This is a genomic window from Streptomyces sp. NBC_01255 (assembly GCF_036226445.1).
Lineage (GTDB): Bacteria > Actinomycetota > Actinomycetes > Streptomycetales > Streptomycetaceae > Streptomyces.
On sequence record NZ_CP108474.1, the window covers coordinates 6,917,250 to 6,942,290 of the forward strand.

Here is a 25,041-nt window from a genome sequence, read left to right on the forward strand (position 1 = left end):
CCGTCGCTCCCCCCGCTCAGGCGGGCTTCCCGCTCCGGCGGGCTCCCGCCAGCCGGCGGGCGCCCGCCGGATACGGCAGTTCCTCCGCCAGGGCGGCCGCCCGGTCGAAGCCCTCCACCGCCTCCCGCTCCCGGCCGAGCGCCGCGAGCGCGGCGGCCCGCGCCGTACGGGCCTCGGTCTCCGCGAGCCGTTCACCGGCCCGCTCCGACCGCCCGACCTCGGCGCCCGCCACCTCGGCGGCCTCCGCGGCCCGCCCGCACGCCAGCAGCGCCCAGGCCGTCAGATGGGCCGTGCCGGCCTCCCGGTAGCCCGCGAGGAGCCGCAGCGCCTCCTCCGGCCTGCCCTCCCGCACCGCCAGCTCGGCCCGCGCCGACCGCACCTCGTACTCGGCCTGATGGTCACCCTGGGCCACCGCCGTCCGCTCGGCCGGGTCGAGCAGCTCGCCCCCGCCTGGTTCGTCCTCCCGCATGCGTACGCGGGCGAGCGCCACCAGCGCGTACGGAGCGCACCACGCGGCGTACGACTCCGAGTCCCGCACCGCCGTCTCGGCGAGCTCCCGGGCTTCCGCCACCTCCTCCACGAGGAGATGGAGCTCCGCCAGGTTGGCCCGCTCGAAGACCGTCGCCGTCGGATCCCCCGAGCGCTCCGCGAGCGCGAGAGCCCGGCGGCCCGTCGCGATGGCCTCCCGCAGCCGCCCCGCCCGCCGCGCCGTCTCGCGCAACACCGAGAGCACCGAGGCCAGCAACTGCGGATCGCCGTACGCCTCCGCGTGCGGAAGGGCCCGGTCCGCCACCGGGCCCGCCTGCCCGAAGCGGCCCGCGAGCCCCAGCGAGGTCGCCCGCGCGGCCAGCGCCCTGGCGAGCAGCCCGCGCCGCTCCGGGCCCGTCACCGCCTGTGCCGCGTCCTCCGCCGCCCGCGCGGCGACCACGCCCTCCTCGTACCGGCCCGCGACGAAGCACAGCACCGCGCGGGCCAGATGGTGGGCGCTCGCCACGGCGGCCGGGGTCCCGGGGCCGGGCGGGCAGGAGTCGAGCAGCCGGAAACCGTCCTCCGTGCCGCGGGTCTTCGGCATCAGCTCCGCGAGCCGCGCCGCCGCCAGGACCCTGCCGTCCGCGTCCCCGCGCCTGCCCAGCTCCTCCAGCGCCTCGGTGAGCAGCCGGGCCGCCTCGTCGAAGCGGCCCAGGCGGCGCAGCACGGCGCTCCGGTCGATCCGTGCCCGCGCGGACTCGGCCGCCAGTGCGTCGAGCCGGCCGGTGAGTTCGGCGTAATAGCGGTCGGCGGTGTCGTTCGCGTAGAGCGCCGCCGCCCGCTCGGCGGCCTGCCGCAGATAGCCGGTGGCGCGCGGGTCGTCCGCGCGGGTCAGATGGGCGGCGAGCGTGTCCACGGCATCGGGACGGCGGCGCAGCACCGCCTCCGCGTACGCGGAGTGCAGAAGCCGGCGGCGGGCCGCCGAGAGCCCTTCGTAGCAGGTCAGCCGGACCAGCGGATGACGGAAGGCGAGCCCGGCCACCGGCCGGCCCTCGCTGACCACCCGTCGCTCCTCGACCACCGACGCGGCGACGGCCGCCTCCACGCCCTCCGTGGCCTCGGCCGCCGAGAGCCGCGGATGGCCGCCGCGCCGGGCCACGTCGAGAACCTCGGTGAGGGCCGCGTCCTGCCCGGCGACCGCGACCGCGTCGACCACCCGGCGGGCGGCGGGACCCAGTCGGCCCAGGCGCTCCGCCACCAACTGCCGTACGCCCTCCGGGGCGCTGGGCCGCTCGTCCCCGTCCCTTACGGCACGGGCCAGTTCGAGCGCGAACAGCGGATTGCCCAGCGACAGCTCCCACACCCGCTCCGGTACGGCTCCGTCGGCGCCGAGCGCGTCCGCCGTCAGGGCCAGACACGCCTCGCGGGACAGCCGGGGCAGCTCGACCGCACCGGCGAGGGACTGGCGCAGCAGCAGGTCCAGCACCTGGCGGCGGGGGTCGGGCGCCGGAAGTTCCTCAGGGCGGACAATGGCGAGAAATCGCCAGGTACTTCCCCCTTCGCGGGCCCGGCGGGCAAGATGGCTGAGGAGCTGGAACGAGCCCGCGTCCCCCGCGTGGAGGTCGTCCAGGACCACCATCACGGGCCGCTCCGCCGCCAGTTCACCGAGCAGCCCCGCCGTCGCCCGGAACAGCCGGTCCCGCTCCTCCTCGGGACTGCGCCCGCTCTCCGGACGCACCCGCCCCAAGGACGGCAGAAGCGCCGCCAGTTCGGGATACTCCGCGCCCGCCCTGGCCCGCTCCGCGGTCGGCCGGTCCGCCAGCCAGCCGTCCAGTGCCTCGGTGAACGGCCCGTACGGCGTGTGCCCCTCCGCGTCGTGACCCGCACCCCACAGCACGGCCGTCCCGCCCGCGGCCGCCCGCCGGGCCGCCTCGCCGGCCAGTCGTGTCTTGCCGAGCCCCGCCTCGCCGGTGAGCACGAGTACGGGCGGGGAGCCGGGGGCGAGCAGCCGGGCGAGGAGTTCGTCCCGGCCGCGCAGGGGGGCGGTGGGCGGCTGCCGCACCACGGCCGGCAGCGCGGGCCCCACCGAGCGGGGCGCCGGCACGGGCGCGGCCAGTGCCGCCCGGTGCAGCCGCTCGGTCTCCGGGCCCGGGCGCACGCCGAACTCCGCGTCCAGCGCCTCCCGGCACAGGTGGTACTGCGCCACCGCACGGCGCCGCAGCCCCTGCCGCACGTACGCCTCGATCAGGACCCGGTGCGCCTCCTCCTCCGCCGGAGCCACCGCGAGGACCTGCTCGGCCGCGGGGACCGCCTCCTCCGGGGCGCCCGCGGCCAGGTGGGCGGCGGCGAGGGCGAGCAGGGCGCGCTCCCGCAGCGCCGACAGGCGCTCGCGGCGGGCCTCGGCCCAGGGCGCGTAGCGGTCCTCGGGCAGCAGCTCGCCCGTGAACGCCTCCAGGGCGGCGGCGAGCTCGGCGCGTCCGCCGTGCGCGAGCGCCGCCTCCGCCAGGGCCTCGGCCTCGTCGGCGTCGATCCGTACCGTCCGCGGATCGAGCCGCAGCAGCGAGCCCTCACCGGTCAGATAGGAGGAGACGGAACGGGGAGCCAGCTCGGGTTCGATCGCCCGGCGGGCCGCGTGCAGCGCCACCCGCAGACTGCCCAGCGCGGCCTGCGGATCCGCGTCCGGCCAGCAGATCTCCATCGCCTGCTCACGGTGGAGGCTGTGCCCGGGGGAGACCGCGAGCAGCTTCACCAGCGTGCGCGCGCTCGGCCGCGGCCACCGCTCGGAGAGCGGCGGCCCGCCGTCCCGGTCGACCCGGAACCCGCCGAAGAGGCGCACTCGCAGCACCGGAGGTGCGCCCGCTGGTATGTCTGCGCTCATGAGGGCGCCCACTGTAATGGGTGCCCTGTGCACCGGAATGGTGCGGTCCAGGGATGGCCGGAGACCCCCGCCCGATGGTGCGGGCGGGGGTCCGTGATCCGGGGCGGGCTACTGGGCGGTCAGCTTGCCCGTCACCATGCCGTGGATCGCGTTGTCCTGGAGCAGGTAGCGCCCGCCGGACAGTTCGATCGTCCGGTCGTAGCCCGTGTCGTCCTTGCCGAGGCCGACGACCTCGTCCACGCCGTCGCCGTCGAGGTCCGCGACGACCATGTTCTGGGTCGCGTAGCCGCCCAGCTTGGCCAGGTGGTTCGGGTAGTTGTCGCCCGCGGTGAGGACGGCCGGGTCCCACAGGTAGGCCGAGCCCTCGGTGCCGCCGAAGATCAGCCGGCGTCCGCCCGGCCCCGTGCCGAACCGCGCGTTGCGCAGCATCGGCAGCGTGTAGATCTCGTGCTCCTGGCCGTCCTTGGCGAAGGTGCGCAGGGAGGCCGTCCCGGCGAGGACCAGGCCCTCGTCGCCGGTGAACCAGTTGCCGAGCGTCCAGGCGCCGCCACCGGTCGCGGTGTGTACGACCTCGCCGGTGCGGACGTCACGGAACTCGAAGTACGTGCTCCAGTTGGCGCCCTCCCTCACGATCCACGAGTACACGACCGCGTGGCCGTCCGCGTACGGGATGCCGGGCGAGGCGTACACGCCGTGGAAGAGCTGCGCCGCGTAGACCGTGGTGTCCGCGTCGCCGGTCCAGGTCGGGTCCGCCGACCAGAGCGCCTTGCCGGTACGGGCGTCCAGGGCCGTCCCGCCGACGACGGCCGTCCCGTCGTTCACCCCGCGCGTCTGGTACGAGCCGAGGACCTTGCCCTCGGCGACGGCGAGGTCGGAGAACACCAGGCCGGGCGCGGGCGCGTACGTCCAGAGGGCCCGCCCGCCGCCGCTGTAGGCGCGGACCGCGTCGGTCGGTACGAGGATCTCCTCGTCGCCGTCCCGGTCCAGGTCCGCCACCGAGACGGAGCGGACGAACTGCCCCTTCCCGTCGATGGTCTCGCGGACCTTGCCGGTACGGGCGTCCACGACCGCCGCCGCCGAGTCGGCCGCGACGACGAGGTCGTCGCGCCGGCCGTCGCCGTCGGTGTCGCCGATCCGGATGTCACCCTGCACGGAGCCGGGCAGCGTGGCCTTCCACAGCACCCGCGGCTTCCCGGAGACCAGCGACGGCCCGTCGTAGGCCCACAGCCCCTGGGACTGGCCGCCGACGATCACGTCCTCGCGCCCGTCGCCGTTGACGTCGGCCGCGAGGCCCGTGCTCAGGTTCCCCTGGAGCGGGGTGATCGCGGCCTGCCGGCCGCTGCCGAGCCGGTACGAGCGGATGTTCTGCTCGTTGTCCACGGTCCGCACGCGCCACTCGTCGTCCTCGCGGTACGGCTGGGCGTAGATCGGCGACGCGGTCGCGCCCGAGTGCTGCCAGCGGACCTCCCCGTCCCGGCCGTCCAGCGCGGTGAGGGTGCCGAAGCGGCCGCCGCCCGGGTTGGCGGCGGTCTCCAGGTCCTCCGTGGAGATGTACGAGGCGAGCACCTTGCCGTCGGCGATCCGCAGGCCGAGCGCGGAGTCGCCGTCCTTGAAGTTGTCCTCGGCGCGCTTGACGGTGTGCGACCACAGCTCCGCCGCGTCGCCGCCGTCCAGGGCGCGCACGGTGGACGTGTTGACCCACAGGAACTCGTCGAGGGTCGACTCGCTGATCGCGTACTCCGGGGCGGAGTCGCCGCGCAGCTGGCCGATCCGCAGCCCGATGCCGAGGGCGTTGATCCGGGTGTCGAGGGTGGTGCGGGTCCCGTCGGCCGGGTCGTAGGAGGCCAGCTCGTACCGGATGCCGTCGCGGGAGTCGGCCTGCTCCAGGGCGACCAGGCGCTTCCGCGCCGCGTCGTAGGCCAGCTGGCGGGAGTACAGGTCGTTGTCCGTCTGCCACTTCACCGAGCCGTCGGCCGTGTCGAGGACCAGGGTGTGGCCCACGGCCGGGGCCGTGGCGGTCTTCTTCACGTACCAGGACACGGCGACGCGCCCGTCGCCGAGCGGCAGGGTGGAACCCCACCGGCCGTGGCGCTGCCCCGTCTCGTAGCTCCAGGTCGCCGACGGCGTGAGCTTCGCGCCGTCGTACGCGAAGCGGAAGGCCCGCAGCGCGGCGGTGGCGTCCTTCGGGGAATTGAGGCTCGTCGACGGCTGGTCGCCGACGAGCAGCGTGTCGCCGACGAGGGTGACCTGCTGGGCGTCGGCGAAGAGCTGCGACCACAGCGTGCGGCCCGTGGCGCCGTCGAGGACGGTGACGAAGGTGCCGGTGGTCAGCGTGGAGCCGGGGGAGGTGAACGGACGGTACGGGCTGGTGCCGACGTCGGCCGTGAAGACGACGTCCGCGATCCCGTCGCCGGTCAGGTCGCCCTGCGTCCAGCCCCGGTCGGAGCTGTCGGCGTACGGGCTGTTGGCGTGGAAGCCGGTGGTGATCCGCGCCGGGAACGGCTCGGTCTGCCACGGGCGGATGTTCGTGACCTGCCAGTCGGCGTAGAGCGAGGAGTTGTCCCGCTTCCAGACCGTGCGGCCGTCCTCGGTGAGCCGGGTGACGGTGCCGAGGCTGTGTACGGCGAGGAAGTCGCCGCGCGCGCCGCCCAGCTGGGCGGTGTCGGCCTGTCCCTGGTAGGTCTCCAGGCCGGAGGCCTTGGTGACGGCCAGGCCGCCGGCCGTGGTGTCGGTGGTGTCGGCGGTCTCGGAGGTGTCCTGGAGCTTGTTCCGCGTCGCGTCCTGCGGGGTGACGTCGAGGGGCGCGGCCGGTTCGGCGCGCCGCTCCAGGGCGTCGGCCTGGGCGTCGGTGAGGACGCGGCCGAGGGGCTCGTCGTCGGCGTACGCGGTGGTGGCGGGCAGCGCGGTGAGCGCGAGGCCGGCCGCGACCAGGGCGGAGGCGAGGCGTACGCCGCGCCGGGAACGGTGGGTCATCACGCCGCCTTCGGGGAGATACGGATGGCCGAACGGTCCATGAGGACCGGCTCGTTGAAGGAGTACTGCAGGGCGTCCGTGCCCGCCTGGTTCTCGATGCCGACGGTCGCGCCGCCACCGGTCTCCAGGGAGTTCGCGCCGATCGACTGGTACTGGAGGACGATCGCGCCGGTCGCCTCCTCGAAGACGGCCTCGAAGGTGACGCGCTTGGCGGTGTCGGCGGCGAAGGCCGCGTTCTCCCAGACGATCGCGAAGCGCCGCTGGCCGGTGGTGCCGCTGACAGCGGTCTTCACGGCCGACTTGGAGTCCAGGGTCAGGTCGTCCCAGAAGGCGGCGAGGATGCCGTTGGGCTGGCCGGGGGACGGCAGGGCGGTGTTCTTGTAGTCGCCGAGCCGGGGGGCGAGGAAGTTCACCAGGCCGTTGGTGGTGACGCTCGCCTGGCTGTACGTGACGCCGTAGAACGAGACGGGGAACGGCAGGGCGATCGTCTTCGCGTTCTCGTCGCCGGAGAGCGCCAGCTTCGTCGACGCGGAGGTCCACGCGTAGGCGGCTGGCAGGCAGCTGTTGCCGGCGGAGTCCGTACGGGCGGGCAGGGCGGCCGTCACGGTCTCGGCGGCGTCCACGGCGAGCTCGGCGCTGTACGTGCCGTTGCAGAGGACGGGCGCCGCCGGGGTGGCGGTCAGGGTGAACGAGCCCTCGGCGACGGCCGGGAAGCGGAAGGCGCCGGCGGCGTCGGTGACGACCGGGGTGAGCGGGGCGTCGGTGAAGCGGACGGTGGCGCCCTTCAGCGGCTTCCCGGTGACGTCCCGGACGATGCCGGTGACGGCGTGCGCGGGCACGGCGTCCAGTCCGAGATCGTGGGCGAGGGACTGGCCGGTGGTGACGGTGAGCGCGTCCTCGACGAGGTCCCGGTAGCCGTAGCCGCCGACCGTGAGGGAGTACGTGCCGGCGGCCAGCGTCAGCCGGTAGGCGCCGGAGGCGTCGGTGGTCATGGAGCGGCGGGCCTCGCCCGCGGCGGCGGTGACGGTGACCCCGGCGAGCGGGAAGCCGGTCGCCCGGTCGGTGATCGTGCCGGTGACGGTGGCCGCGGTGTGCGGGGCCCGGTCCACGGCGCCGAGGATGTCGAGCTTGCCCTCGCCCCAGACGTTGTTGGCGGCGGCGGTGCCGCCGCAGTGGGTGTCGTCGACGTCGCGGGCGGAGCCGTTCAGCGCCGCGCGGGTGCCGTCGATGTCACCGATGAGGGACGGGGCCGAGGACCAGAGCAGGGCGACGGCGCCGGCGACGTGCGGGGTGGCCATCGACGTACCGGAGATGGCGCGGAAGGAGCTGCCCGGCCAGGCGGAGCGGACGTCCACGCCGGGGGCCGAGATGTTCGGCTTCATGGAGCCGTCGACGAGGGAGGGGCCGAAGCCGGAGAAGGAGGCGATCTTCCCGGCGGCGTCGTAGGCGCCGACGCCGTAGGCCGGGGCCTGGGCGCCGGGGGCCTCGGTGGTGGAGCAGCTCGTGCCGTTGCCGGCGTTGCCGGCGGCGAAGGCCTCGAAGATCCCCGCGGCGTTCCAGGACTCGATGATGTCCTGGTAGAAGGTCGTGTTCCCGCCGCCCCAGGAGTTGTTGACGATGTCGGGGGCGAGGTCGGGGCGCGGGTTCTCGCCGTTGCGGTCGGTCGGCGCCAGGATCCACTGGCCCGACTTCAGCAGGGACGAGTCCGAGCAGCTGCGCGCCTCGCAGCCCTTGGCGGCGATCCACGTGGTGCCGGGGGCGACGCCGATGCCGCCCGCGCCGGCGATCGTGCCCATGGTGTGGGTGCCGTGGCCGTTGTTGTCGCAGGGCGCGCCGGCGGCGCACTGGCCGGTCGGGTCGTACCAGTTGTAGTCGTGGCTGAAGGTGCCGTCGCCGAGGTTGCCCCGGTAGTTGCCCTTCAGGGCCGGGTGGTCGTACTGCACACCCGAGTCGATGTTCGCGACGACGATGCCCTCGCCGCGGTTGTCGTACCGGGACCAGACCTCGTCGGCGCCGATGTCCTTGACGCCCCACTCGGGGGTCACCGTCTCCTCGGCGGTCGCGGAGGCCTGCTCGACCGTGTCGAGGGCGTAGTGCCGCTCCTGACGGAGCGAGGCCACGTCGGGGCGGGCGGCCAGCTTCTCCACGAGGGCCTTGTCGCCGGTGACCTTGACGGCGTTGGCGATCCAGTACGACTCGTAGCCGACCTTGGCCCGGTCGAGGAAGCGCGTCAGGGAGACCTGGCTGCGGGTGGCCTCGGTGCGCAGGGTCTCGAAGGCGGTGCGGGCCTTCGTCTCGTGGCCGCGCTGCGAGCGGGCCCGGGAGAGGTCGGCGCGGTCGGCGAGGACGACGAAGAAGGTCGCCTGGCCGCCCGCGTCGACGGCGGCGGTGACGCCGGGATCGACGGCGGCCTTCGGGGCCTTGGGGGCTGCGGCCGTGGACGGCGCCGCGGCCACGGTGGGGGCCACGAGCAGAGCCGTGAGGGTGGCGGCGGCCGTGGCCCAGACGGTGGTTCCGCGCCGGATCGGCGAGCGGGGCAGGTGCATGTGGGTGGCTCCTCCAACGCTGGTACGGGGGAAGCCGACGCCCCGCCACCCCGTACGGACCTGGGGGAAGGCCCTGGGGGAGGCGGGGCGGGCTCGGTCGGGGACGCTAGGTCCGGGCCGTTACTGGGGAATTACCGGACGGCGGGGACGGGGGCCGAGGCCGGGGCGCCGGTGCAAGGCGGCTTCCGCCAGTTCCGGGGGCGTACGGCTGTGCGGGGTGTCCGTGGACAGGGCCGGCGCCGGGGCGGCACGATCGGTTCGGCAGTGAGACCGGGGGCACTCCGGGGACCCTGGCGCCCGAAAACTAACAGCGCTAGTTTGGGTCAGGACGACGAACCCGTCAGTAACGTGAGGAGACCGCGGATGAAGGCCCACGACGCGATGTACATCGGCGGGGAGTGGCGCCCCGCCTCCTCGGCGGAGACCATCCCCGTGATCGACCCGGCGGACGAGCAGGTCATCGCCCACGTCCCGGCGGGCACCGCCGAGGACGTCGACGCCGCCGTACGCGCCGCCCGCGCCGCGCTCCCCGGCTGGGCCGCCACCCCGCCCGCCGAGCGCGCCGCCCGCATCACCGCCCTGCGCGACGCGCTCGCCGCCCGCGCCGAGGAGATCGCCGCCACGGTCACCGCCGAACTCGGCGCCCCGCCGCAGCTCGCCGCCGCCGTCCACGCGGGCCTGCCGATCGCGGTCGCCGGCACGTACGCCGAACTGGCCGCCACCCACCCGTTCGAGGAGAAGGTCGGCAACTCCACCGTCTACGCGGAGCCGGTCGGCGTCGTCGCCGCGATCACCCCCTGGAACTACCCGCTCCACCAGATCGTCGCCAAGGTCGCCCCCGCGCTCGCCGCCGGCTGCACGACCGTCCTCAAGCCCGCCGAGGACACCCCGCTCACCGCCCAGCTCTTCGCCGAGGCCGCGCACGAGGCGGGTCTGCCCGCCGGCGTCTTCAACCTGGTCACCGGCCTCGGCCCGGTCGCCGGACAGGCCCTCGCCGAACACCCGGACGTGGACCTCGTCTCCTTCACCGGCTCCACCGCCGTCGGCCGCCGCATCGGCGCCCTCGCGGGCGGCGCCGTCAAGCGGGTCGCCCTCGAACTGGGCGGCAAGTCCGCCAACGTGATCCTGCCGAGCGCCGACCTCCCCAAGGCCGTCGCCGTCGGCATCGCCAACGTCATGTCCAACTCGGGCCAGACGTGCAGCGCCTGGACCCGGATGCTCGTCCCCGCCGAGCGGTACGAGGAGGCCGTGGCCCTCGCCGCCGAGGCCGTCGCCAAGTACGTCCCCGGCGAGCGCGTCGGCCCCCTCGTCAACGCCAAGCAGCAGCAGCGGGTCCGCGGCTACATCGAGAAGGGCGTCGCAGAGGGCGCCCGGCTCGTCGCCGGCGGCCCCGAGGCCCCGCGCGAGACCGGCTACTACGTCTCCCCGACCGTCTTCGCCGACGTCACCCCGGACATGACCATCGCCCGCGAGGAGATCTTCGGCCCGGTCGTCTCGATCATCCGGTACGAGGACGAGGCCGACGCGCTGGCCATCGCCAACGGCACCGAGTACGGCCTCGCCGGAGCCGTCTGGGGCGAGCCCGCGGAGGCCGTCGCCTTCGCGCGCCGCATGGAGACCGGACAGGTCGACATCAACGGCGGCCGGTTCAACCCGCTGGCCCCCTTCGGCGGCTGGAAGCAGTCCGGCGTCGGCCGGGAGCTCGGCGCGCACGGCCTCGCCGAGTACCTCCAGACCAAGTCCCTCCAGTTCTGACCGGTCATGTCCCGCCCGTTTCGAGCGCAGAAGGAGCAACGAGCGTGATCCGCGCCGCCGTCCTGCCCGCCGTCGGCTCTCCCCTGGAGATCACCGGCATCGAACTCCCCGAGCCGGGCCCCGGCCAGGTCAGGGTCCGGCTCGCCGCCGCCGGGGTCTGCCACTCCGACCTGTCCCTCTCCAACGGCACCATGCGCGTGCCGGTCCCGGCCGTCCTCGGCCACGAGGGCGCCGGCACCGTCGTCTCGGTCGGCGAGGGCGTCACGCACGTCGCCCCCGGCGACGGCGTCGTCCTCAACTGGGCGCCGTCCTGCGGCAGCTGCCACCCCTGCTCGCTCGGCGAGGTCTGGCTCTGCGCGAACGCCCTCACCGGCTCAGCGAACATCCACGCCCGCACCGAGGACGGCACCGAGCTCCACCCCGGACTCAACGTCGCCGCCTTCGCCGAGGAGACGGTCGTCGCCGCGAACTGCGTCCTGCCCGTCCCCGACGGCGTCCCGCTCACCGACGCCGCCCTGCTCGGCTGCGCCGTCCTCACCGGCTGGGGCGCGGTCCACCACTCCGCGCGGGTGAGGGAGGGCGAGACCGTCGCGGTGTTCGGCGTCGGCGGGGTCGGCCTCGCCGCGCTCCAGGCCGCCCGGATCGCGGGCGCGTCCAGGATCGTCGCGGTCGACGTCTCCCCCGAGAAGGAGGCCCTGGCGAGGGCGGCGGGCGCCACCGCGTACGTCGTCGCCTCCGAGACGACGGCGAAGGACATCCGGAAGCTGACGGGCGGCCAGGGCGTCGACGTGGCCGTCGAGTGCGTCGGCCGCGCCGTCACCATCCGCACCGCCTGGGACTCCACCCGGCGCGGCGGCCGCACCACGGTCGTCGGCATCGGCGGCAAGGACCAGCAGGTCACCTTCCACGCCCTGGAGCTCTTCCACTGGGGCCGCACCCTGGCCGGCTGCGTCTACGGCAACTCGAACCCGGCCGTGGACCTGCCGGTCCTCGCCGAGCACATCAGGGCCGGCCGCTTCGACCTCGGCGCCCTGGTCACCGAGCGGATCACCCTGGAAGGCATCCCGGCGGCCTTCGACAACATGCTCGCGGGCAAGGGCGGCCGGGCCCTGGTGATCTTCCCCTGACGGCACGCGGAATCGCGGAAGCCCGTACCGGCTCACCCGGTACGGGCTTCCGCGTCCCAGCCGTCCGCGTCCCAGCCGTCCGCGCGTCACAGATCCAGGACGAGGCGGGCGCCGCGCGAGCGCCCCACGCAGATCATCATCGTCGCCCCCGAGGCCTTCTCGTCCTCGCCGAGGACGGAGTCGTGGTGCTCGGGCGTTCCGGCGATCACCTTCGTCTCACAGGTGCCGCACCAGCCCTCCTCGCAGGAGTACGCGACATCCGGCACCGCCTCGCGAACGGCGTCGAGGAGCGTCCGGCCCGGCCCGACGGTCAGCGTCCGGCCACTGCGCCGCAGCTCGACCTCGAAGCCCTCCGCGGGCACGTCTCCCGTCGGCGGAACCGGCGCCGCTCCGAACCGTTCCGTGTGCAGCGGCCCCTGCCACCGTTCCTCCACCGCCCGCAGAAGCCCCTCCGGGCCGCAGCAGTACACGGCCGTCTCCGCCGGAATCCCGGCGAGGACGGCGTCCAGGTCGGGCAGTCCCGCGGTGTCCCGCGGGACGAGCGTGACCCCGGGGAGTACGGCGAGCTCCTCGCGGTAGGCCATGGCCGCCAGGCTCCGGCCCCCGTACAGCAGCGACCAGGACCCCGGCGGCAGGGAGCGGACCATCGGCAGCAGAGGAGTGATGCCGATACCCCCGGCGACGAACAGATACCGCTCGGCGGGCACCAGCGGGAAGCGGTTGAAAGGACCCCGCACCCCGAGGACCGTGCCCTCGCCGACGGAGGTGTGGATCTCCTTCGACCCGCCCCGGCCTTCGGGCTCCCGCAGCACCCCCAGCCGGTACGTGCTCCGGTCCGCCGGGTCACCGCAGAGCGAGTAGTGCCGGACCGCACCGGACGGCAGCACCACCTCCAGATGCGCGCCGGGCTCCCACGGGGCCAGGGCGGCGCCCGTGGGATCGGCGAGCACGAGCCCCAGGACGCCCTCGGCCTCCTGGACGACGGACCGGACCGTGAGTCGGGCTGTGGACATGCATCACCTCGAAACTCGCGACGGCGGCAGCAGGGGCTCCGGCCACACTCGGCACAGCGCCCCGTAGAGCCCGGCGGCGACGGCGAAGGAGGCCGGCAGGCTCAGGTCGACCCCGCCGGTCAGCTCCGTCAACGGGCCGGTGTACAGCGGGTTGTTGACCCACAGGATCCCCACCGCCGAACCGGCGGCGAAGGCCCCGGCGGCCCGCGGGTTGACCCCGCGCGTGTACCAGTAGCGCCCGCCCCCGCCGGTGGTGAAGGTGCGCAGCGCCGCCGTGTCGTACCGGCCGCGGTGGAGCACGTAGCCGACGGAGAGCACCGCCGCCCACGGGGCGACGACCGTCAGCAGCAGCGTCACGAACGCCGACATCGCGTCCATCGCGTCGTACACCACCGCCCCGAGGTAGAGGACGGCCATGGCGAGCAGCGCGACGACCGTGGTGACGCCGGCCCGCGAGGCGCGCCAGAACACCGAGTTGGCGGAGAGCCCGGCCGCGTACAGACACAGTCCGGCCTGCGGCAGGGTGCCCGCGAAGCCGAAGACCACGACCGCCACCGCGAACCAGCCGGGGACGGCGTCCGTCAGGCCCTGGAGCCACGGCTCGTCGGGGACGGGGAAGAGGGTCGTCACGTACGCGCCGGTGAGCAGCGCCGCGAGGCTGCTGAGGAACATGGAGATCCCGCTGGCCCGCACGACCCGCCCGGTGGGGGTGGAGGCGGGCATGAAGCGGGTGTAGTCGCCCTGGAAGGTCGCGTACGACAGCGGCATGGTCGCGGCGGCGGTGGCCGCGAGCAGCCAGGTGTGCAGGGCGCTGTCGAGTGCGAGCGTCCCGCCGGCGTATCCCGCGTCGAAGTCCGGGGCCAGGACGAGGACGGTGCCGAGCAGGACCACGCCGCCGGTGACCGCAGTGACCCGGTACGTACGGACGAGCGCCCCGTGGCCGCGTACGGCGACGAGCGCGACCGCCGCCGCCGTCACGAACATCGCTATCGTCAGCGCGCCCGGGCCCGTCGGGGTGGACAGCAGCCGGTGGCCGGCGACCATGACGGCGGTGCCGCCCGTCCACACGGCGATCGCGAAGAAGCCGAGCGCCGTGACCACCGTGATGACGTTGCCGACGATCCTGCCGCGCACCCCGAAGTGCGCCCCGCTCGCCATGGGGTCGTTGGTGCCGGTACGGACACCGAAGCGGGCGAGGGGTGCGAGCAGCAGGGAACCGACGGCGACGCCGACCGTGATCGCGCTCGCCGAGGCCCACCAGCCGAGGCCGAAGACCACGGGCAGCGCGCCGAGCACGACGGTCCCGAACGAGAACTGCGCGGACGGCCAGATCCAGCCGAAGTCGGCCGGGGACGAGGTGCGTTCGGACTCGGGGACGGGCGCGATGCCGTCGTGCCCGACCGCCGCACGGGGCGGCGCCGCGATCGACGCCGCCCCGGTCGGTGTGGTGGTCACAGGGCGCCCCCGGCTGCGTTCCCGGAGTCGTGTCCGGAGTTGTGTCCGGAGTCCTGGCCGGAGTCCTGGCCGGATTCCCGGCCGGGCAGGACGTCGACGACCCGGAGGGCGGCGCACGCGGCGCCCGAGGTCCGCTCGCCGCTCGTCAGATCGAAGGTCGTGTGGTGCAGGGGGCAGGTGATGCGCAGCCTGTCCCCGTCGACCCTGCCGTACTTGAGTCTGCCTCCGCGGTGCGGGCAGACGGCGGCGGCGAGCACCTTGCGGCCGCCGACCTCGACCAGGACCAGCTCCTCGGTCACCTGCCGGACGACGGGCTCGTCGGCCCCCCGCCGGCGCCCGGCGGGCACGGCCGTCATCCGACGGTCTCCCGTGCCCGCGCGACGGCCGCCTCGGTGGCCGTCCCGACGATCTCGGAGGCCAGCCGCACGCCCGCCCAGATCTTCGCGAGGTCCGGTTCGTCGAGTGCCCGGATCGCCGTACGCATATGACTGCTGTGGTACGTGTCGATGTAGAGGTGCTCGGTGTAGTAGGCGTCGTGGACGATGCCGAGCCGCTGGGCCGCCCGGGCGAAGCTCTGGAAGGCGTACAGCACGCTGGTCTCGAAGTAGGCGTACGCCCCCAGGAAGTACTGGGGCGAGGGCGCCCGGCTGGCCAGCCAGTGGAACATGTTGACGTAGGCGTAGCACTCGGGGCTCGTCTCGTCGAGGTAGTCGTCGAGCCGGACGCTCATGCCGAGCTCCGTGAGGAGGTCCCGGTAGAGCTGGGAGTGGGCCTTCTCCTCGTTGCCGCAGCCGAGTTCGTCGATGAGGACCCGGAAGACCGCCATGCCGGAGCGGTACGGCAGCCGCGGCACGACCGGGAGCAGCGACTCGGACTCGGTGAGCCCGTCGAGGGCGAACTGCCCCACCACGGCCTTGAACTGTTCCAGTGTCGCGTGCTCGGCGAGGAAGGTCGCGCTCTCCGGGAGGTCCGCCTCCTCCTCCGCGAGGAACTCCTTGAGCGTCCCGAGCAGTTCGCCGGTGTTCGCGAACCGGGGCGCCGAGGCCTCGTGGCCGCGGGCCGTCGGCAGGATCCACCGCTCCTCGATCGCTGCCATCGATCCGTAGTCGCCGAGGCTGGGGACCCGCCGGTAGAGGGCGTGCAGGTCGCGCTGGGCGGTCGCGGCGGGGGCCGTGACGGAGTGCGCGACGACCGGAGGTCCGGAGGGCGAGGCGCTCATGCCGCCTTGACCTCCTCGGCCGTGGCGGGCGAGCTGATCACGCCGCGTCGGTGCAGCTCCTTCTTCACCCAGCGGTACCAGTCGTCGAGGAAGACGCCGTACTTCTCGCAGACGGTGTTGATCTCCGCCTGGCGGTCGGGTGTCGGGTCGACGAGCATCCGGTTGCAGAGACCGGGTTCGAGGTTGGCCAGCGGGCCGATGAAGCCGTCGATGCCGCGGGCGTCGACGAGGAGGTTCTCCCAGCCCTCGAAGACCGGGATCCCGGTGCCCGCCCCGGCCATCCGCCGGGTGAACGCGGCGTCCCCGCTGGACTCCTTGATGCCGACGATCCCGGGTATCTCCTTGCAGATCCGGATCAGGGTGTCGAACTCGATGCGATTGCCCGAGAGCGCCTCCTCGTTGTAGAGGAAGATCGGGATGTCGAGGGCCGCGCGGATCGCCTTGTAGTGCTCGACGATCCGGTCCTGCGTCACGTCGGCGCCGAACGGTGTGGTGACGACGACGGCGTCGGCGCCGAGCGCGGCGGCCGTGCGGGCCCGGTCGACCACCGAGGCGGTGTCCGGGAGCTGGATCCCGGCGAGCACGGGCAGGCCGTCGGCGTGCTTCACGGTGTACGTGACCACGTCCTGCCACTGCCGGGCGTCGAGCTTCCAGCCCTCGCCGGAGGTCAGGGCCGGCATGAGGCCGGTGACCTCGGAGTGGATGTGACCGACGAGCCGGGCGACGCTCTGCTCGTCGACGGTGCCGTTCTCGTCGAGCGGGGTGATCAGCGGGACGATGGTCCCGGAGTAGGTGCCAGGCATGAGTGGGGTGCCCTTCGCGAGCGTGTCGGTGGTTCGAGCGGGTGTCAGAGGTCCTCGGAGGCGACCGTCAGGACCAGCGAGCGCCGGTAGAGGTCCTCCAGGTACGGGGGGAACGACGGCTCCGCGACCGGGGCGGGCACACCGGCCCGGGCGATCGGTACGACGGGGAGTCCGGCGGTCCCGAGCAGCCGGGGGCTCGCGGTGTGCAGCGTGCCCCCTCGGCCGATGACCTGGGCGAGCAGCAGGCGTTCGTGCGTGGGCAGGCCGTCGAGCCCGGGAGCGGTGAAGGCCCGGCGGACGTCCGCCTCGTCGTAGGCGATCCGGTCGATGGCGAGGTCCGTGTGGAGGACGTCCATGAAGGGGTAGTAGTCGTCCTGGACCCCTCGCTCGTACGCCCACACGAGGTCGTCGCAGCGGCCGACCTGCTCCCAGCTCATGACGACCCGGCCGGCGGTTCCCGCGGCGAGGCGGTCCGCGAAGAAGGCCTTCGAGGCAACGCGGACGGCGTCGTCCTCGCTGTGCATGCCCATGAAGAGCGTGGCGTCGATGAACACGCCGTCGGTGGGGACCGTCTCGGTACGCACCGCGGAGGTGTCGTCAGCCGGCATGGCGCTCGAGCACCTTCCGCATCCGCTCCATGGCGCCGGCGAACACCTCGGGCTCGCGGGCCAGGGCCAGGCGGATGAAGCGCTCGCCCTTCTCCTTGGTGTTCCAGTAGAAGAAGGTGCCCGGCAGGACGTACACCTCCTCGTCGAAGAGGACGGCCTGGAGGCGGGTGGCGGTCAAGTGCTCCGCGGTGATCCGGAACCAGGCGACGCTGGTGCCGACGACCGGCTCCTGGAACTCCAGGACGGTGCCGCTGAGCGCCGCGCGGGCGGCCTCGGCGTTGGTCGTGATGATGTCCCGCACCGAGGCGAAGCCGTCGGCAATGGAGTCCTCGACGTACTGCGTGACCATGTTGAGGACGAAGGGGGAGACGTTCAGGAGGACGCTGGTGTGGAGGTTGTAGACCTCCTCCTGGATGTCCTTGCTGGCGGTGATCATGGCGCACTTGGCGTCCTGGATCGGCCAGGTCTTCCCGGTGTCCTCCATGACCATGTACGTGACGCCGGACTCCTCCAGGAGCCGGTAGATGTCGACCCGGCCGACGCCCTCGTCGCAGAGCGCGAAGGAGGCGAAGCAGAAGTCCATGACCAGGACCTTGTCGTGGTCCACGCAGTAGCGGACGACCTCGCGGAAACCCTCCAGCTTCTCGGCGAGCAGCGTGAAGCCGGTGGGGTTGTTCGGGTCGACGAGGTAGAGGGCGTCCGCGTCGACCTGCTCGACGAGCCGGTCGTAGATGGCGTCCTTGTCGTGCAGCGCGGACTCCGCGAGCGGGGAGATCGGCACCTGCATGTTGCGCAGGAGGTCGACGAGGTTGTCGAAGCAGGGCTCCACCAGCTGCACGGACTTGCCGCGCTGCTTGAGGAACATGCCGGCCACCATGGTCGACACGCTGGCGGAGTACGACAGGAGCGTGCGGTCCATCGCCCGGGCGGTGGGCTGCTGGTGCAGGCGGAAGAACGCGTCCAGGAACTGGCGCTCGAAGTGAGCCTGCTGCTTCGACTCGGACTCGTGCCAGAGCTCGGGCAGCCGCTGGACGATCCTCTCCTGGGAGGCGGACTGCCGCTGGTGCGTGTGGGCGTCGGCAAGGTTGAACCGGGTCTTCAGCGCTTCGATCTCGTGCTGGGTGAGGTCGACGAAGGTGCTGACGTCTGCCTTGTCGGTCAACGACATGAAGAACTCCCGCTGTCGATACGGATCTGCTTCCGGAATTCCGGCGGCGGGAACGACTTTAGGAGCTTCGACCGGCCTTGCGAATAACGGCCGGGTCACGCAATTAATAATTACCGCGATGTTCTGCCGAGGAAAAAAGAAACGACGGTCAGGCATTCCGCGAAAGGGAATGCCTGACCGTCGTTCCGAGGATTAGCCCCTGCTTGGCCGCGAATTCAACTATTCGGTGGCGGCCCGCAGGAGGATGTCCTCGTACACCTTCGGGTCGTCCGACGCGATCACGGGCCAGCCGATGCCGTAGCCGCCTTCCCAGCCCACGTCGATGCCCGGATTGGCGTGGTCGGAGCCGTCGGACAGGAACAGGTGCGGGCTGCAGTTCACCCGGTCCGTACGGGACACGGAGGCGTGGTCCGAGAGCGTCCGGCGGGCCCGGCCGTCGTCCAGGGCCGCGCCGAGGGCGTCGACGTCGACCGCGCCGCTGTCCCGGGCCACGTCGAGGATCACCTTGCGGTGGCTGATGCAGCGAGACTCCGCCCAGAAGGCCCGGCGCAGCCCGAGGTCGAGCTGCTCCGAGGCGTGCAGGCTCTGCTCCTTCGCGGCGAGCACCGCCTCCAGGGCGGGCAGCGTCGTCGACGGATAGAGCCAGTCCTTGGCCTGCCACAGCTGCCAGCCGGCGGCCGGCTCCAGGCTGGCCATCCGGGCGACCTCGCTGTCCGTGCCGGGGCGCGGGCTCGGAGCGTCGTTGAGGAGTTCCAGCGGGAAGGCGCGCAGGTCGAAGGAGACCTGCTCCGCGAGGCCCAGCCGGGCCCGGGTGGCGTGCAGGCGGTGGATGGCGATGTGCGCGAAGGAGCACCAGATGTCGGAGAAGACGGTGACGATTCCGCGGGGCGGGGTCAGGTCGACGGTGGCCGGGTCGAAGGCGGCCGGCGCGCGGGTGCTCGGGTCGGGGCTGGTCGGGTCGGACATGGTTCTCCTCGGTTCGGAAGCGGCCGGGCGGTTCGGAAGCGGCCGGGCGGGCTCAGCCGGTGGGCATCTCGTGGGCGTCGAGCGCCGCCTCGAGGTCGAGGTCGGCGCCGGGGAGCCAGGCGGGCAGGGAGGGGATGCGGGCCATCGCCTCGAAGAGCCGCGGTACGGCGCCCTCGCGGACGGTCGGACCGTGGGCGCTGAGCAGCCGCGCGGGACGCAGGGCGGCCAGTTCGTGTACGGGCCGGAGGAACTTCGCCTCGTCGGCCAGCGCGGTCCACGGGGCTATGGCCCGGTTCAGGACGTCGAACCCGTGGAAGAATTCCGCCTCGTCGAGCTCGGCGAAGTCCTGGGTTATTTCCCCGACGACGGTCCCGAAGCTGTCGGAGCTGTACAGGGTGCCATCGGAATGGTCGAACACCGCAAGCGTCCCGGGTGAATCGAATGTGGGCGGCCGATGAAAACTCAGCTCCCGGTCGCCGATCTTCACACGGCTTCCCGGGTTCACCGTCACCACCCGGTCCTGCGGAATGCCGAACTCTTCGGATATTCGCGTGAGCGATATCGCGTTGGTCAGGACCTTCGCGCGCGGCGCGGCCTCCAGGAGGCGGGCCAGGGCGCCGGTGTGGTCGCGGTCGTCGTGGGTGACGACGATCCAGCGCAGATCGACCGGGTCGATCAGCGACCAGAGGGAGTCCAGGAAGCCCTCCCGGTCGACGGGCATGCCGGTGTCCACGAGGATCGGCCGGCCCGACCGTAAGAGGAAGGCGTTGACCGGCTGGTCGCCCAGGTCCGGTATGGGCAGCGCCGAGGGGAGGACGTGGATGTCCGGCCCTGCGGTGTAGGTGGCTTTCACGGCACATCCCTCGGTCGGAGAGTCGGGCGGGGAGCGAGTGGGAGCGAGTCGGAGCGCGTCAGACGAGCTGGATGGTCAGGGAGCCGGCGATCAGCAGGACGAGGCCCAGGGCGCGCGGCTTCGTCAGCGAGCGCTGCGGCAGCTTGAACAGGCCCTTGTGGTCGATCAGCGCCGAGGTGAGCTGCTGCCCCGTCACGGTCAGCGCGATGGTCACCGCCGCGCCGATGGTCGGCATGAGCAGGAAGGTCCCGGTGACGTACGCGGCGGCGCAGGCGCCACCGAGCCAGCCCCACCAGGGCATCTTCTTCAGCGGGGCGATCTTCGGCTTCGGCGTGCGACGGGTCGCGTAGAGCACGAGCAGGACGACGGCGATCGTGAACGTCGCCACGGCGAAGCTGATCACGGCGACGGTGATGGGCTCCTTCAGCTGGGCGCGGAGCTGGGCGTTGACCGCGCCCTGCACCGGCAGGACGGCTCCGGCGAGGACACCGAGGGCGAGCCAGCCGGTGCGCCCGGCGCTCGACATCCGGGGGGCGCCGGGAGGGGCCGACGCCTTCATGCCCCGGATGATCACGACGATGCCCGCGAGGACGGCGAGGGCGCCGATGACGATCCCGGCGCTGAGCTCCTGCTGCTCGAGACCCAGGAGCCCGAAGAGGTCGAGGGCGAGCGAGGCGAACATCTGGCCGGTCACGAAGAGTCCGACGGCGGCGAGGGCGCCGAGCCGGGGGAACAGCAGGATGCCGCTGGTGATGTAGAGCGGACTGGCCAGCCCGCCGAGCAGCTGCCAGGCCTCCACGTCGGGCAGTTTGCCGAGTGCGCCGAGCGCTCCGGCCGCCACCGCGAGCACGGTGAGCAGCCCGGTCGCGACGCCGAGCTGGATGGTCGAGGCGCCGTACGGGGTGCCGACGGCGGAGTTCAGCTGGAGGTTCACCGAGGCCTGGACGGCCAGGAGGCAGCCGACCAGCAGGGCCGCGGCGAGGAGCGCGGTGTGCATCTGGATCTCCCTGGGGCGGGATGACGAGCGGATAAGTGGACGCTGAGTCCGTTTAGCATGCCATGCAACAACCCAAGCGGACAAGGTGTCCACTTATTGTGTGGGGAAGTAAGGTCTGGTCCATGAGCGACGACGAGCAGCGAGGTCGTGGAGCCTCCTCCGTGCACCGGGTCGGCGGGCTCCTCGGCGATCTTCAGGCGGCGGACGAACAGCCGGTCGCGCCGCGCAGACGCGCGGACGCGGAGCGGAACCGCGCCCAGATCCTGGCCGCCGCCGAGCAGCTCTTCGCCGAGCAGGACCCCCGGTCGGTCACCATGGACCGGATCGCCAAGGCGGCCGGCGTGGGCCGTGCCACGCTCTACCGGAGCTTCCCCGACCCGTCCTCCGTGGCCGTCGCGCTCCTCGACGAGCACGAGCGCCTGCTCCAGGGCCAGCTGATCTACGGACCGCCGCCGCTCGGTCCCGGCGCACCCGCGGGAGAGCGGCTCGCGGCGTTCTATCTCGCCATGCTCGACCTGCTGGAGCGTCATCTGCCGCTGGCGCTGGGGGCGGAGACCGGGCCCGCGCGCTTCAGGACGGGCGCGTACGGATTCTGGCGCGTGCACGTCCGCACGCTGCTCGTCGATCACGGGGTGGAGGATCCGGATCCGATGATCGACATCGCGCTCAGCCCGCTGGCGCCGGAGCTCTTGCAGTTCCAGCGGCACGAACTCGGCCTGTCGACCGAGCGCATCGGCCGCTCGCTGACGGCCTTCGCCCGCCAGCTGCTGCGCTCCGGGAGCGGGAACTGACGGTGTGGCGGTCTGGCGGTGTGGCGGGCTACGGCGCCACGGGCGAGGTGCCGGGCTCCTGAGCCGAAGGCGCGGCGGGCGTCGCGGTGGTGGCCGGAGCGGGTGCCGGGAACGTGGTCGTGGCGATGGACTTGACGGCCGCCCCCGTGCCCCGGGGGCGCCGGGCCGCCGGGTGGACGAGACCCGGCAGGATCAACTCCCAGATGCGGCGGAGGCGTTCCTCGGCCGGGCCGAGGATGGCGCCGGTCCCGGCCGGCGGCCAGGTCTCGTCGTCGGCCGCCGTGTTCGGCGAGCGCATCTCCAGCTCCACGCCGGTGATCACGTAGCCGATCAGGGCCGCCACCGCCGTCGCGTCCACTCCGGGGCGTAACGCCTGCTCCGCGGCGGCGTACCGGGCGAGCCGGGCGACCTCGCGGCGCCAGGGGCACTCCCCGGACGGCGCGTGGCCGGTGCCGCCCAGCTCGCGGGCCAGCCGCTCGCCCGCCCGTGCCGCGTGGTCGGTCTCGAAGAGCCGGATCAGCGCGTGCGTGGTGAGCACCAGCTTGTCGATCGAGGTGCCGCCCACGCCCTCCGTGGACAGACAGGCCGACTCGACCGCGGTCCGGGTGACCGCCCTGGCCCGCCCCCGTACGGCGGTCGCCAGGTCCGCCTTCGTCGCGAAGTGGAAGACGAGGGCGCCGGTGGTCACCCGGGCCGTGCCCGCGATCCTGGCGAGCGAAGCGCGCTCGTAACCGAGTCCGTCGAAGACCCGCGCCGCCGCCGACAGGATCTCCTGTCTCGTCCGTTCCGCCCTCTGCTGAATCGCCATGAGCTCCCCCGTGGACATACGAGAAGGTGCCAGAACGTGATGATCCGGCTCGCGTCTGTGACGGTCTCGAAACTATCCGGCCGGGCGGCGGTGAAACGTGGCGTCCGGCCCCTCAGGCCGGAAACGGAGCTTGACGGGCGTCCCCCTTCCTGGTCGCGGGCCGGTACGGACCGGGACCCGCCCGCGAAGTGACCGGAACCATGGCTGTCACCTGTCAGGTGGATTCGGCCGTTCCGGGGACGGTGGCCGTCCGCGGACGCGAGCGGGACACGGCCACACCCGCCAGACAGAGCGCGCCCCCGGCGAGCGTGAGCGCTCCGGGCAGTTCGCCGAGGAAGAGCCAGGCGAGGAGGACGACGAGGGCGGGTACGGCGTACGTCGTCGCGCCCATCCGCCCCGCGGTCGTACGGGCCAGGGCGTACGCCCACGTGGTGAAGGCGAGCGCGGTCGGGAACACGCCCAGGTAGAGCATGTTCAGGGTCGCCGACAGCGGGGCCCGGCCCGCCTCCTCGACCAGCTGCCCGGCGAACGGCAGACAGGCCACCGCGCCCACCAGGCAGCCGAAGGTCGTCACCTGGAGCGCGCTGCCGTGCGCGAGCGCCGGCTTCTGGGCCACGACCCCGCCCGCGTACGCCGCCGCCGCGACCAGGCAGAGCACCACCCCGAGCACCGAGGCGTGCGCGCCGGAGCCGGAGTCGCTCGACATGGAGAGGCCCACGGCCACCGCGCCCGCGAAGGAGACGGCCATGCCCGCGACCAGCCGGGGCGGCAGCGACTCCTTCAGGAACCTCGCGCCGAGCAGGGCGATGAGGATCGGTCCGACGTTCACGACCATCGCCGCCGTTCCCGCGTCGACCTCCTGCTCGCCCCAGTTGAGGACCACCATGTAGACGCCGAACCAGAGCAGCCCCGAGATCAGGATCCCGCGCCAGGCCGCCCGGGGAGGCAGCCCCTCGCGCCGGATCAGGAGGACGCAGCCGAGGACCAGGGCCCCGGCGAGGAGCCGCCCGAGGGCGAGGGCGCCGGGGGAGTAGGCCTCCCCGGCGCTGCGGATGGAGACGAAGGCGGAGGCCCACAGGACGACGGTGACACCGGCGGCGGCGAGCGCGAGGCGAGAGGTTCGGTTCTGCATGGCCCGACCGTAGGGCGCGGACGGTTCGGCGTTCACCGCAATATCGCGGCGCGGACGGTCGAGAGGCCGGCGGGGCGGGGTCAGTGCAGGGAGGCCGGGGCGATGCCCAGCGTCTCGTGCAGCGCGGCCTCGCCCTCCGCCGTCACCTTCACGGCCCGCTCGGACCCGATCCGCACACACCACCCGGTGGCCAGCGCGTGCCGGCAGAGCGCGGCGCCCGCGGTCCCCGCGAGGTGCGGCCTGCGTTCGGTCCAGTCGAGACAGCCGCGCGCGACGGGCCGCCGCCCCTTGCGTACGAGGGGGAGGCCCAGCTCCTCGAACCACGCCACGCCCCGGTCGGTGAGCGCGAACCCGGTGTCCTGGCGCAGCAGTCCGCGCACGGTCATCGCCTCGGTGATCACGATGCCGAGCCGCCCGGCGAGGTGGTCGTAGCAGGTGCGCCCCCGGGCCATCGCCCGTCCGGCGCTCACGGCCCGAAGCGAGCCGGGCGGCGCGGCCGGCGCGGGCTCCGAGCGGCTCGCCAGGTTCTCGACGAGATGCGCGATCCCGGGGTCGGCCAGGCGGACGTACCGGTGCCTGCCCTGCCGTTCCTCCGCGAGTACCCCGCCCGCGACGAGCTTTCCGAGGTGCTCGCTGGCGGTGGACGGCGCGACGCCCGCGTGGCGGGCGAGCTCCCCGGCGGTCCAGGCCCGTCCGTCGAGCAGGGCGAGCAGGAACGTGGCGCGGCTCTCGTCCGCGAAGAGCGCCGCGAGCGCGGCGAGATCACTGGCTGCCATGGCCCCAGGGTCCCGCACTCACCGTTCGGCGGGCGCCGAACCGTCGCCCGCTTCCCCGGGCGTCACCAGGGACCCGTACTGGATGAGCAGTCCGTCGAGCAGCGCCCGCAGCCCCGTGTCGAAGGCGCGCTCGTCGACCTTCTGGCGGTGCTCGGCCAGGAGGTGGGCCTGGCCGAGATGGGGGTAGTCGGCCGGGTCGTAGGCCGTCTCGTCGTCGACGAAGCCGCGGGCGAAGGAGCCGAGGGCGGAGCCGGTGACGAAGTACCGCATCAGCGCGCCGATCGAGGTGGCCTGGGCCGGGGGCCAGCCCGCCCGGACCATCGCGCCGAACACGGCGTCGGCGACGCGCAGGCCCGCGGGGCGGCGGCCGGGGCCCTGGGCGAGGACGGGGACGACGTGCGGGTGGTCGGCGAGCGCCGCGCGGTAGGAGACCGCCCAGTCGTGCAGTGCGGTGCTCCAGTCGCGGCCGTCGGTCTCCGCGAACATCGACAGGTCGATCTTCGCGCTCACCGCGTCCGCGACCGCGTCGAGGATCTCGTCCTTCGTCCGGAAGTGGTTGTAGAGCGAGGGGCCGCTCACCCCGAGTTCGGCCGCGAGCCGCCGGGTGGAGAGCGCGGCGAGTCCCTCCGCGTCCACGAGCGCACCCGCCGTCTCCACGATGCGGTCTCGGCTGAGCAGGGGCTTGCGCGGTCGGGCCATGGCGCA

At 73.4% G+C, this 25,041-nt stretch carries 20 protein-coding genes; 3 read left to right on the forward strand and 17 right to left on the reverse strand.

Annotation, left to right across the window (positions count from 1 at the left end):
- Positions 1-16: 16 nt before the first annotated feature.
- The 3 genes from OG357_RS31325 to OG357_RS31335 form a co-directional block, all read right to left on the reverse strand.
- The gene (locus tag OG357_RS31325) at positions 17-3,346 is read right to left on the reverse strand and encodes an ATP-binding protein (protein WP_329624327.1); all 3,330 of its coding nucleotides are present in this window, start codon (positions 3,344-3,346) and stop codon (positions 17-19) included.
- Between the two features lie 108 nt (positions 3,347-3,454).
- Positions 3,455-6,319 carry a VCBS repeat-containing protein gene (locus OG357_RS31330; protein WP_329624328.1) on the reverse strand — a complete coding sequence of 955 codons (2,865 nt, stop codon included), beginning with the start codon at positions 6,317-6,319 and terminating at the stop codon, positions 3,455-3,457.
- Positions 6,319-8,865, reverse strand: a complete 2,547-nt coding sequence (locus OG357_RS31335) for a S8 family serine peptidase (RefSeq protein ID WP_329624329.1) — start codon at positions 8,863-8,865, stop codon at positions 6,319-6,321. Before OG357_RS31335 ends, OG357_RS31330 begins: the two co-directional genes overlap by 1 nt.
- 363 nt (positions 8,866-9,228) lie before the next feature.
- Between OG357_RS31335 and OG357_RS31340 the strand changes: the two genes are divergently transcribed.
- The gene (locus OG357_RS31340; protein ID WP_329624330.1) at positions 9,229-10,620 is read left to right on the forward strand and encodes an aldehyde dehydrogenase family protein; all 1,392 of its coding nucleotides are present in this window, start codon (positions 9,229-9,231) and stop codon (positions 10,618-10,620) included.
- 44 nt (positions 10,621-10,664) lie between these two features.
- Complete coding sequence (locus OG357_RS31345) at positions 10,665-11,747, forward strand: Zn-dependent alcohol dehydrogenase (RefSeq protein WP_329624331.1); 1,083 nt, start codon at positions 10,665-10,667, stop codon at positions 11,745-11,747.
- Between the two features lie 86 nt (positions 11,748-11,833).
- Here OG357_RS31345 and OG357_RS31350 read toward each other — a convergent pair whose 3' ends face one another.
- From OG357_RS31350 to OG357_RS31395, 10 genes are all read right to left on the reverse strand, one after another.
- The gene (locus OG357_RS31350; RefSeq protein ID WP_329624332.1) at positions 11,834-12,760 is read right to left on the reverse strand and encodes a PDR/VanB family oxidoreductase; all 927 of its coding nucleotides are present in this window, start codon (positions 12,758-12,760) and stop codon (positions 11,834-11,836) included.
- Positions 12,761-12,763: 3 nt separating this feature from the next.
- Positions 12,764-14,215 (reverse strand): purine-cytosine permease family protein, encoded by a 1,452-nt coding sequence (locus OG357_RS31355; protein ID WP_329624333.1) that lies wholly within the window; start codon positions 14,213-14,215, stop codon positions 12,764-12,766.
- Entirely contained in the window at positions 14,212-14,571 is a 360-nt protein-coding gene (locus OG357_RS31360) for a Rieske (2Fe-2S) protein (protein WP_329624334.1), read from the reverse strand. The genes OG357_RS31355 and OG357_RS31360 overlap by 4 nt, the downstream gene beginning before the upstream one ends.
- A complete protein-coding gene (locus OG357_RS31365) occupies positions 14,568-15,434 on the reverse strand; it encodes an iron-containing redox enzyme family protein (protein ID WP_329624335.1) in 867 nt (288 codons plus the stop codon). Before OG357_RS31365 ends, OG357_RS31360 begins: the two co-directional genes overlap by 4 nt.
- Positions 15,431-16,237 (reverse strand): dihydrodipicolinate synthase family protein, encoded by an 807-nt coding sequence (locus OG357_RS31370; RefSeq protein WP_329624336.1) that lies wholly within the window; start codon positions 16,235-16,237, stop codon positions 15,431-15,433. The genes OG357_RS31365 and OG357_RS31370 overlap by 4 nt, the downstream gene beginning before the upstream one ends.
- 44 nt (positions 16,238-16,281) lie before the next feature.
- The gene (locus OG357_RS31375) at positions 16,282-16,845 is read right to left on the reverse strand and encodes a DUF6190 family protein (protein ID WP_329624337.1); all 564 of its coding nucleotides are present in this window, start codon (positions 16,843-16,845) and stop codon (positions 16,282-16,284) included.
- Complete coding sequence (locus tag OG357_RS31380; RefSeq protein ID WP_329624338.1) at positions 16,835-18,013, reverse strand: aminotransferase class I/II-fold pyridoxal phosphate-dependent enzyme; 1,179 nt, start codon at positions 18,011-18,013, stop codon at positions 16,835-16,837. The genes OG357_RS31375 and OG357_RS31380 overlap by 11 nt, the downstream gene beginning before the upstream one ends.
- Positions 18,014-18,232: 219 nt before the next feature.
- On the reverse strand, positions 18,233-18,979 hold the full coding sequence (locus OG357_RS31385; protein ID WP_329624339.1) for a DsbA family oxidoreductase: 747 nt from the start codon (positions 18,977-18,979) through the stop codon (positions 18,233-18,235).
- 52 nt (positions 18,980-19,031) lie between these two features.
- Positions 19,032-19,832, reverse strand: a complete 801-nt coding sequence (locus OG357_RS31390) for an MBL fold metallo-hydrolase (RefSeq protein WP_329624340.1) — start codon at positions 19,830-19,832, stop codon at positions 19,032-19,034.
- Between the two features lie 58 nt (positions 19,833-19,890).
- The gene (locus tag OG357_RS31395) at positions 19,891-20,829 is read right to left on the reverse strand and encodes a DMT family transporter (protein ID WP_317593952.1); all 939 of its coding nucleotides are present in this window, start codon (positions 20,827-20,829) and stop codon (positions 19,891-19,893) included.
- A 122-nt stretch (positions 20,830-20,951) separates the two neighbouring features.
- On the opposite strand from OG357_RS31395, the gene OG357_RS31400 reads away from it, so the two are divergent.
- Complete coding sequence (locus OG357_RS31400) at positions 20,952-21,620, forward strand: TetR/AcrR family transcriptional regulator (RefSeq protein ID WP_329624341.1); 669 nt, start codon at positions 20,952-20,954, stop codon at positions 21,618-21,620.
- A 28-nt stretch (positions 21,621-21,648) separates the two neighbouring features.
- Here the strand turns inward: OG357_RS31400 and OG357_RS31405 are convergent, their stop codons facing one another.
- The 4 genes from OG357_RS31405 to OG357_RS31420 form a co-directional block, all read right to left on the reverse strand.
- Complete coding sequence (locus OG357_RS31405; protein ID WP_329624342.1) at positions 21,649-22,428, reverse strand: TetR family transcriptional regulator; 780 nt, start codon at positions 22,426-22,428, stop codon at positions 21,649-21,651.
- 214 nt (positions 22,429-22,642) lie between these two features.
- The gene (locus OG357_RS31410; RefSeq protein ID WP_329624343.1) at positions 22,643-23,560 is read right to left on the reverse strand and encodes a DMT family transporter; all 918 of its coding nucleotides are present in this window, start codon (positions 23,558-23,560) and stop codon (positions 22,643-22,645) included.
- Positions 23,561-23,640: 80 nt separating this feature from the next.
- Entirely contained in the window at positions 23,641-24,336 is a 696-nt protein-coding gene (locus OG357_RS31415; RefSeq protein ID WP_329624344.1) for an ArsR/SmtB family transcription factor, read from the reverse strand.
- A gap of 18 nt (positions 24,337-24,354) precedes the next feature.
- Positions 24,355-25,035 (reverse strand): TetR/AcrR family transcriptional regulator, encoded by a 681-nt coding sequence (locus OG357_RS31420; protein ID WP_329624345.1) that lies wholly within the window; start codon positions 25,033-25,035, stop codon positions 24,355-24,357.
- Positions 25,036-25,041: the final 6 nt, after the last annotated feature.

Coding starts and splice junctions, on each gene's coding strand:
- OG357_RS31395 (WP_317593952.1), bottom strand. CDS start 20,829: ATGCACACCGCGCTCCTCGCCGCGGCCCTGCTGGTCGGCTGCCTCCTG.
- OG357_RS31385 (WP_329624339.1), bottom strand. CDS start 18,979: ATGTCCGACCCGACCAGCCCCGACCCGAGCACCCGCGCGCCGGCCGCC.
- OG357_RS31420 (WP_329624345.1), bottom strand. CDS start 25,035: ATGGCCCGACCGCGCAAGCCCCTGCTCAGCCGAGACCGCATCGTGGAG.
- OG357_RS31375 (WP_329624337.1), bottom strand. CDS start 16,845: ATGCCGGCTGACGACACCTCCGCGGTGCGTACCGAGACGGTCCCCACC.
- OG357_RS31370 (WP_329624336.1), bottom strand. CDS start 16,237: ATGCCTGGCACCTACTCCGGGACCATCGTCCCGCTGATCACCCCGCTC.
- OG357_RS31365 (WP_329624335.1), bottom strand. CDS start 15,434: ATGAGCGCCTCGCCCTCCGGACCTCCGGTCGTCGCGCACTCCGTCACG.
- OG357_RS31400 (WP_329624341.1), top strand. CDS start 20,952: ATGAGCGACGACGAGCAGCGAGGTCGTGGAGCCTCCTCCGTGCACCGG.
- OG357_RS31335 (WP_329624329.1), bottom strand. CDS start 8,865: ATGCACCTGCCCCGCTCGCCGATCCGGCGCGGAACCACCGTCTGGGCC.
- OG357_RS31405 (WP_329624342.1), bottom strand. CDS start 22,428: ATGGCGATTCAGCAGAGGGCGGAACGGACGAGACAGGAGATCCTGTCG.
- OG357_RS31330 (WP_329624328.1), bottom strand. CDS start 6,319: ATGACCCACCGTTCCCGGCGCGGCGTACGCCTCGCCTCCGCCCTGGTC.
- OG357_RS31360 (WP_329624334.1), bottom strand. CDS start 14,571: ATGACGGCCGTGCCCGCCGGGCGCCGGCGGGGGGCCGACGAGCCCGTC.
- OG357_RS31415 (WP_329624344.1), bottom strand. CDS start 24,336: ATGGCAGCCAGTGATCTCGCCGCGCTCGCGGCGCTCTTCGCGGACGAG.
- OG357_RS31380 (WP_329624338.1), bottom strand. CDS start 18,013: ATGTCGTTGACCGACAAGGCAGACGTCAGCACCTTCGTCGACCTCACC.
- OG357_RS31350 (WP_329624332.1), bottom strand. CDS start 12,760: ATGTCCACAGCCCGACTCACGGTCCGGTCCGTCGTCCAGGAGGCCGAG.
- OG357_RS31340 (WP_329624330.1), top strand. CDS start 9,229: ATGAAGGCCCACGACGCGATGTACATCGGCGGGGAGTGGCGCCCCGCC.
- OG357_RS31325 (WP_329624327.1), bottom strand. CDS start 3,346: ATGAGCGCAGACATACCAGCGGGCGCACCTCCGGTGCTGCGAGTGCGC.
- OG357_RS31410 (WP_329624343.1), bottom strand. CDS start 23,560: ATGCAGAACCGAACCTCTCGCCTCGCGCTCGCCGCCGCCGGTGTCACC.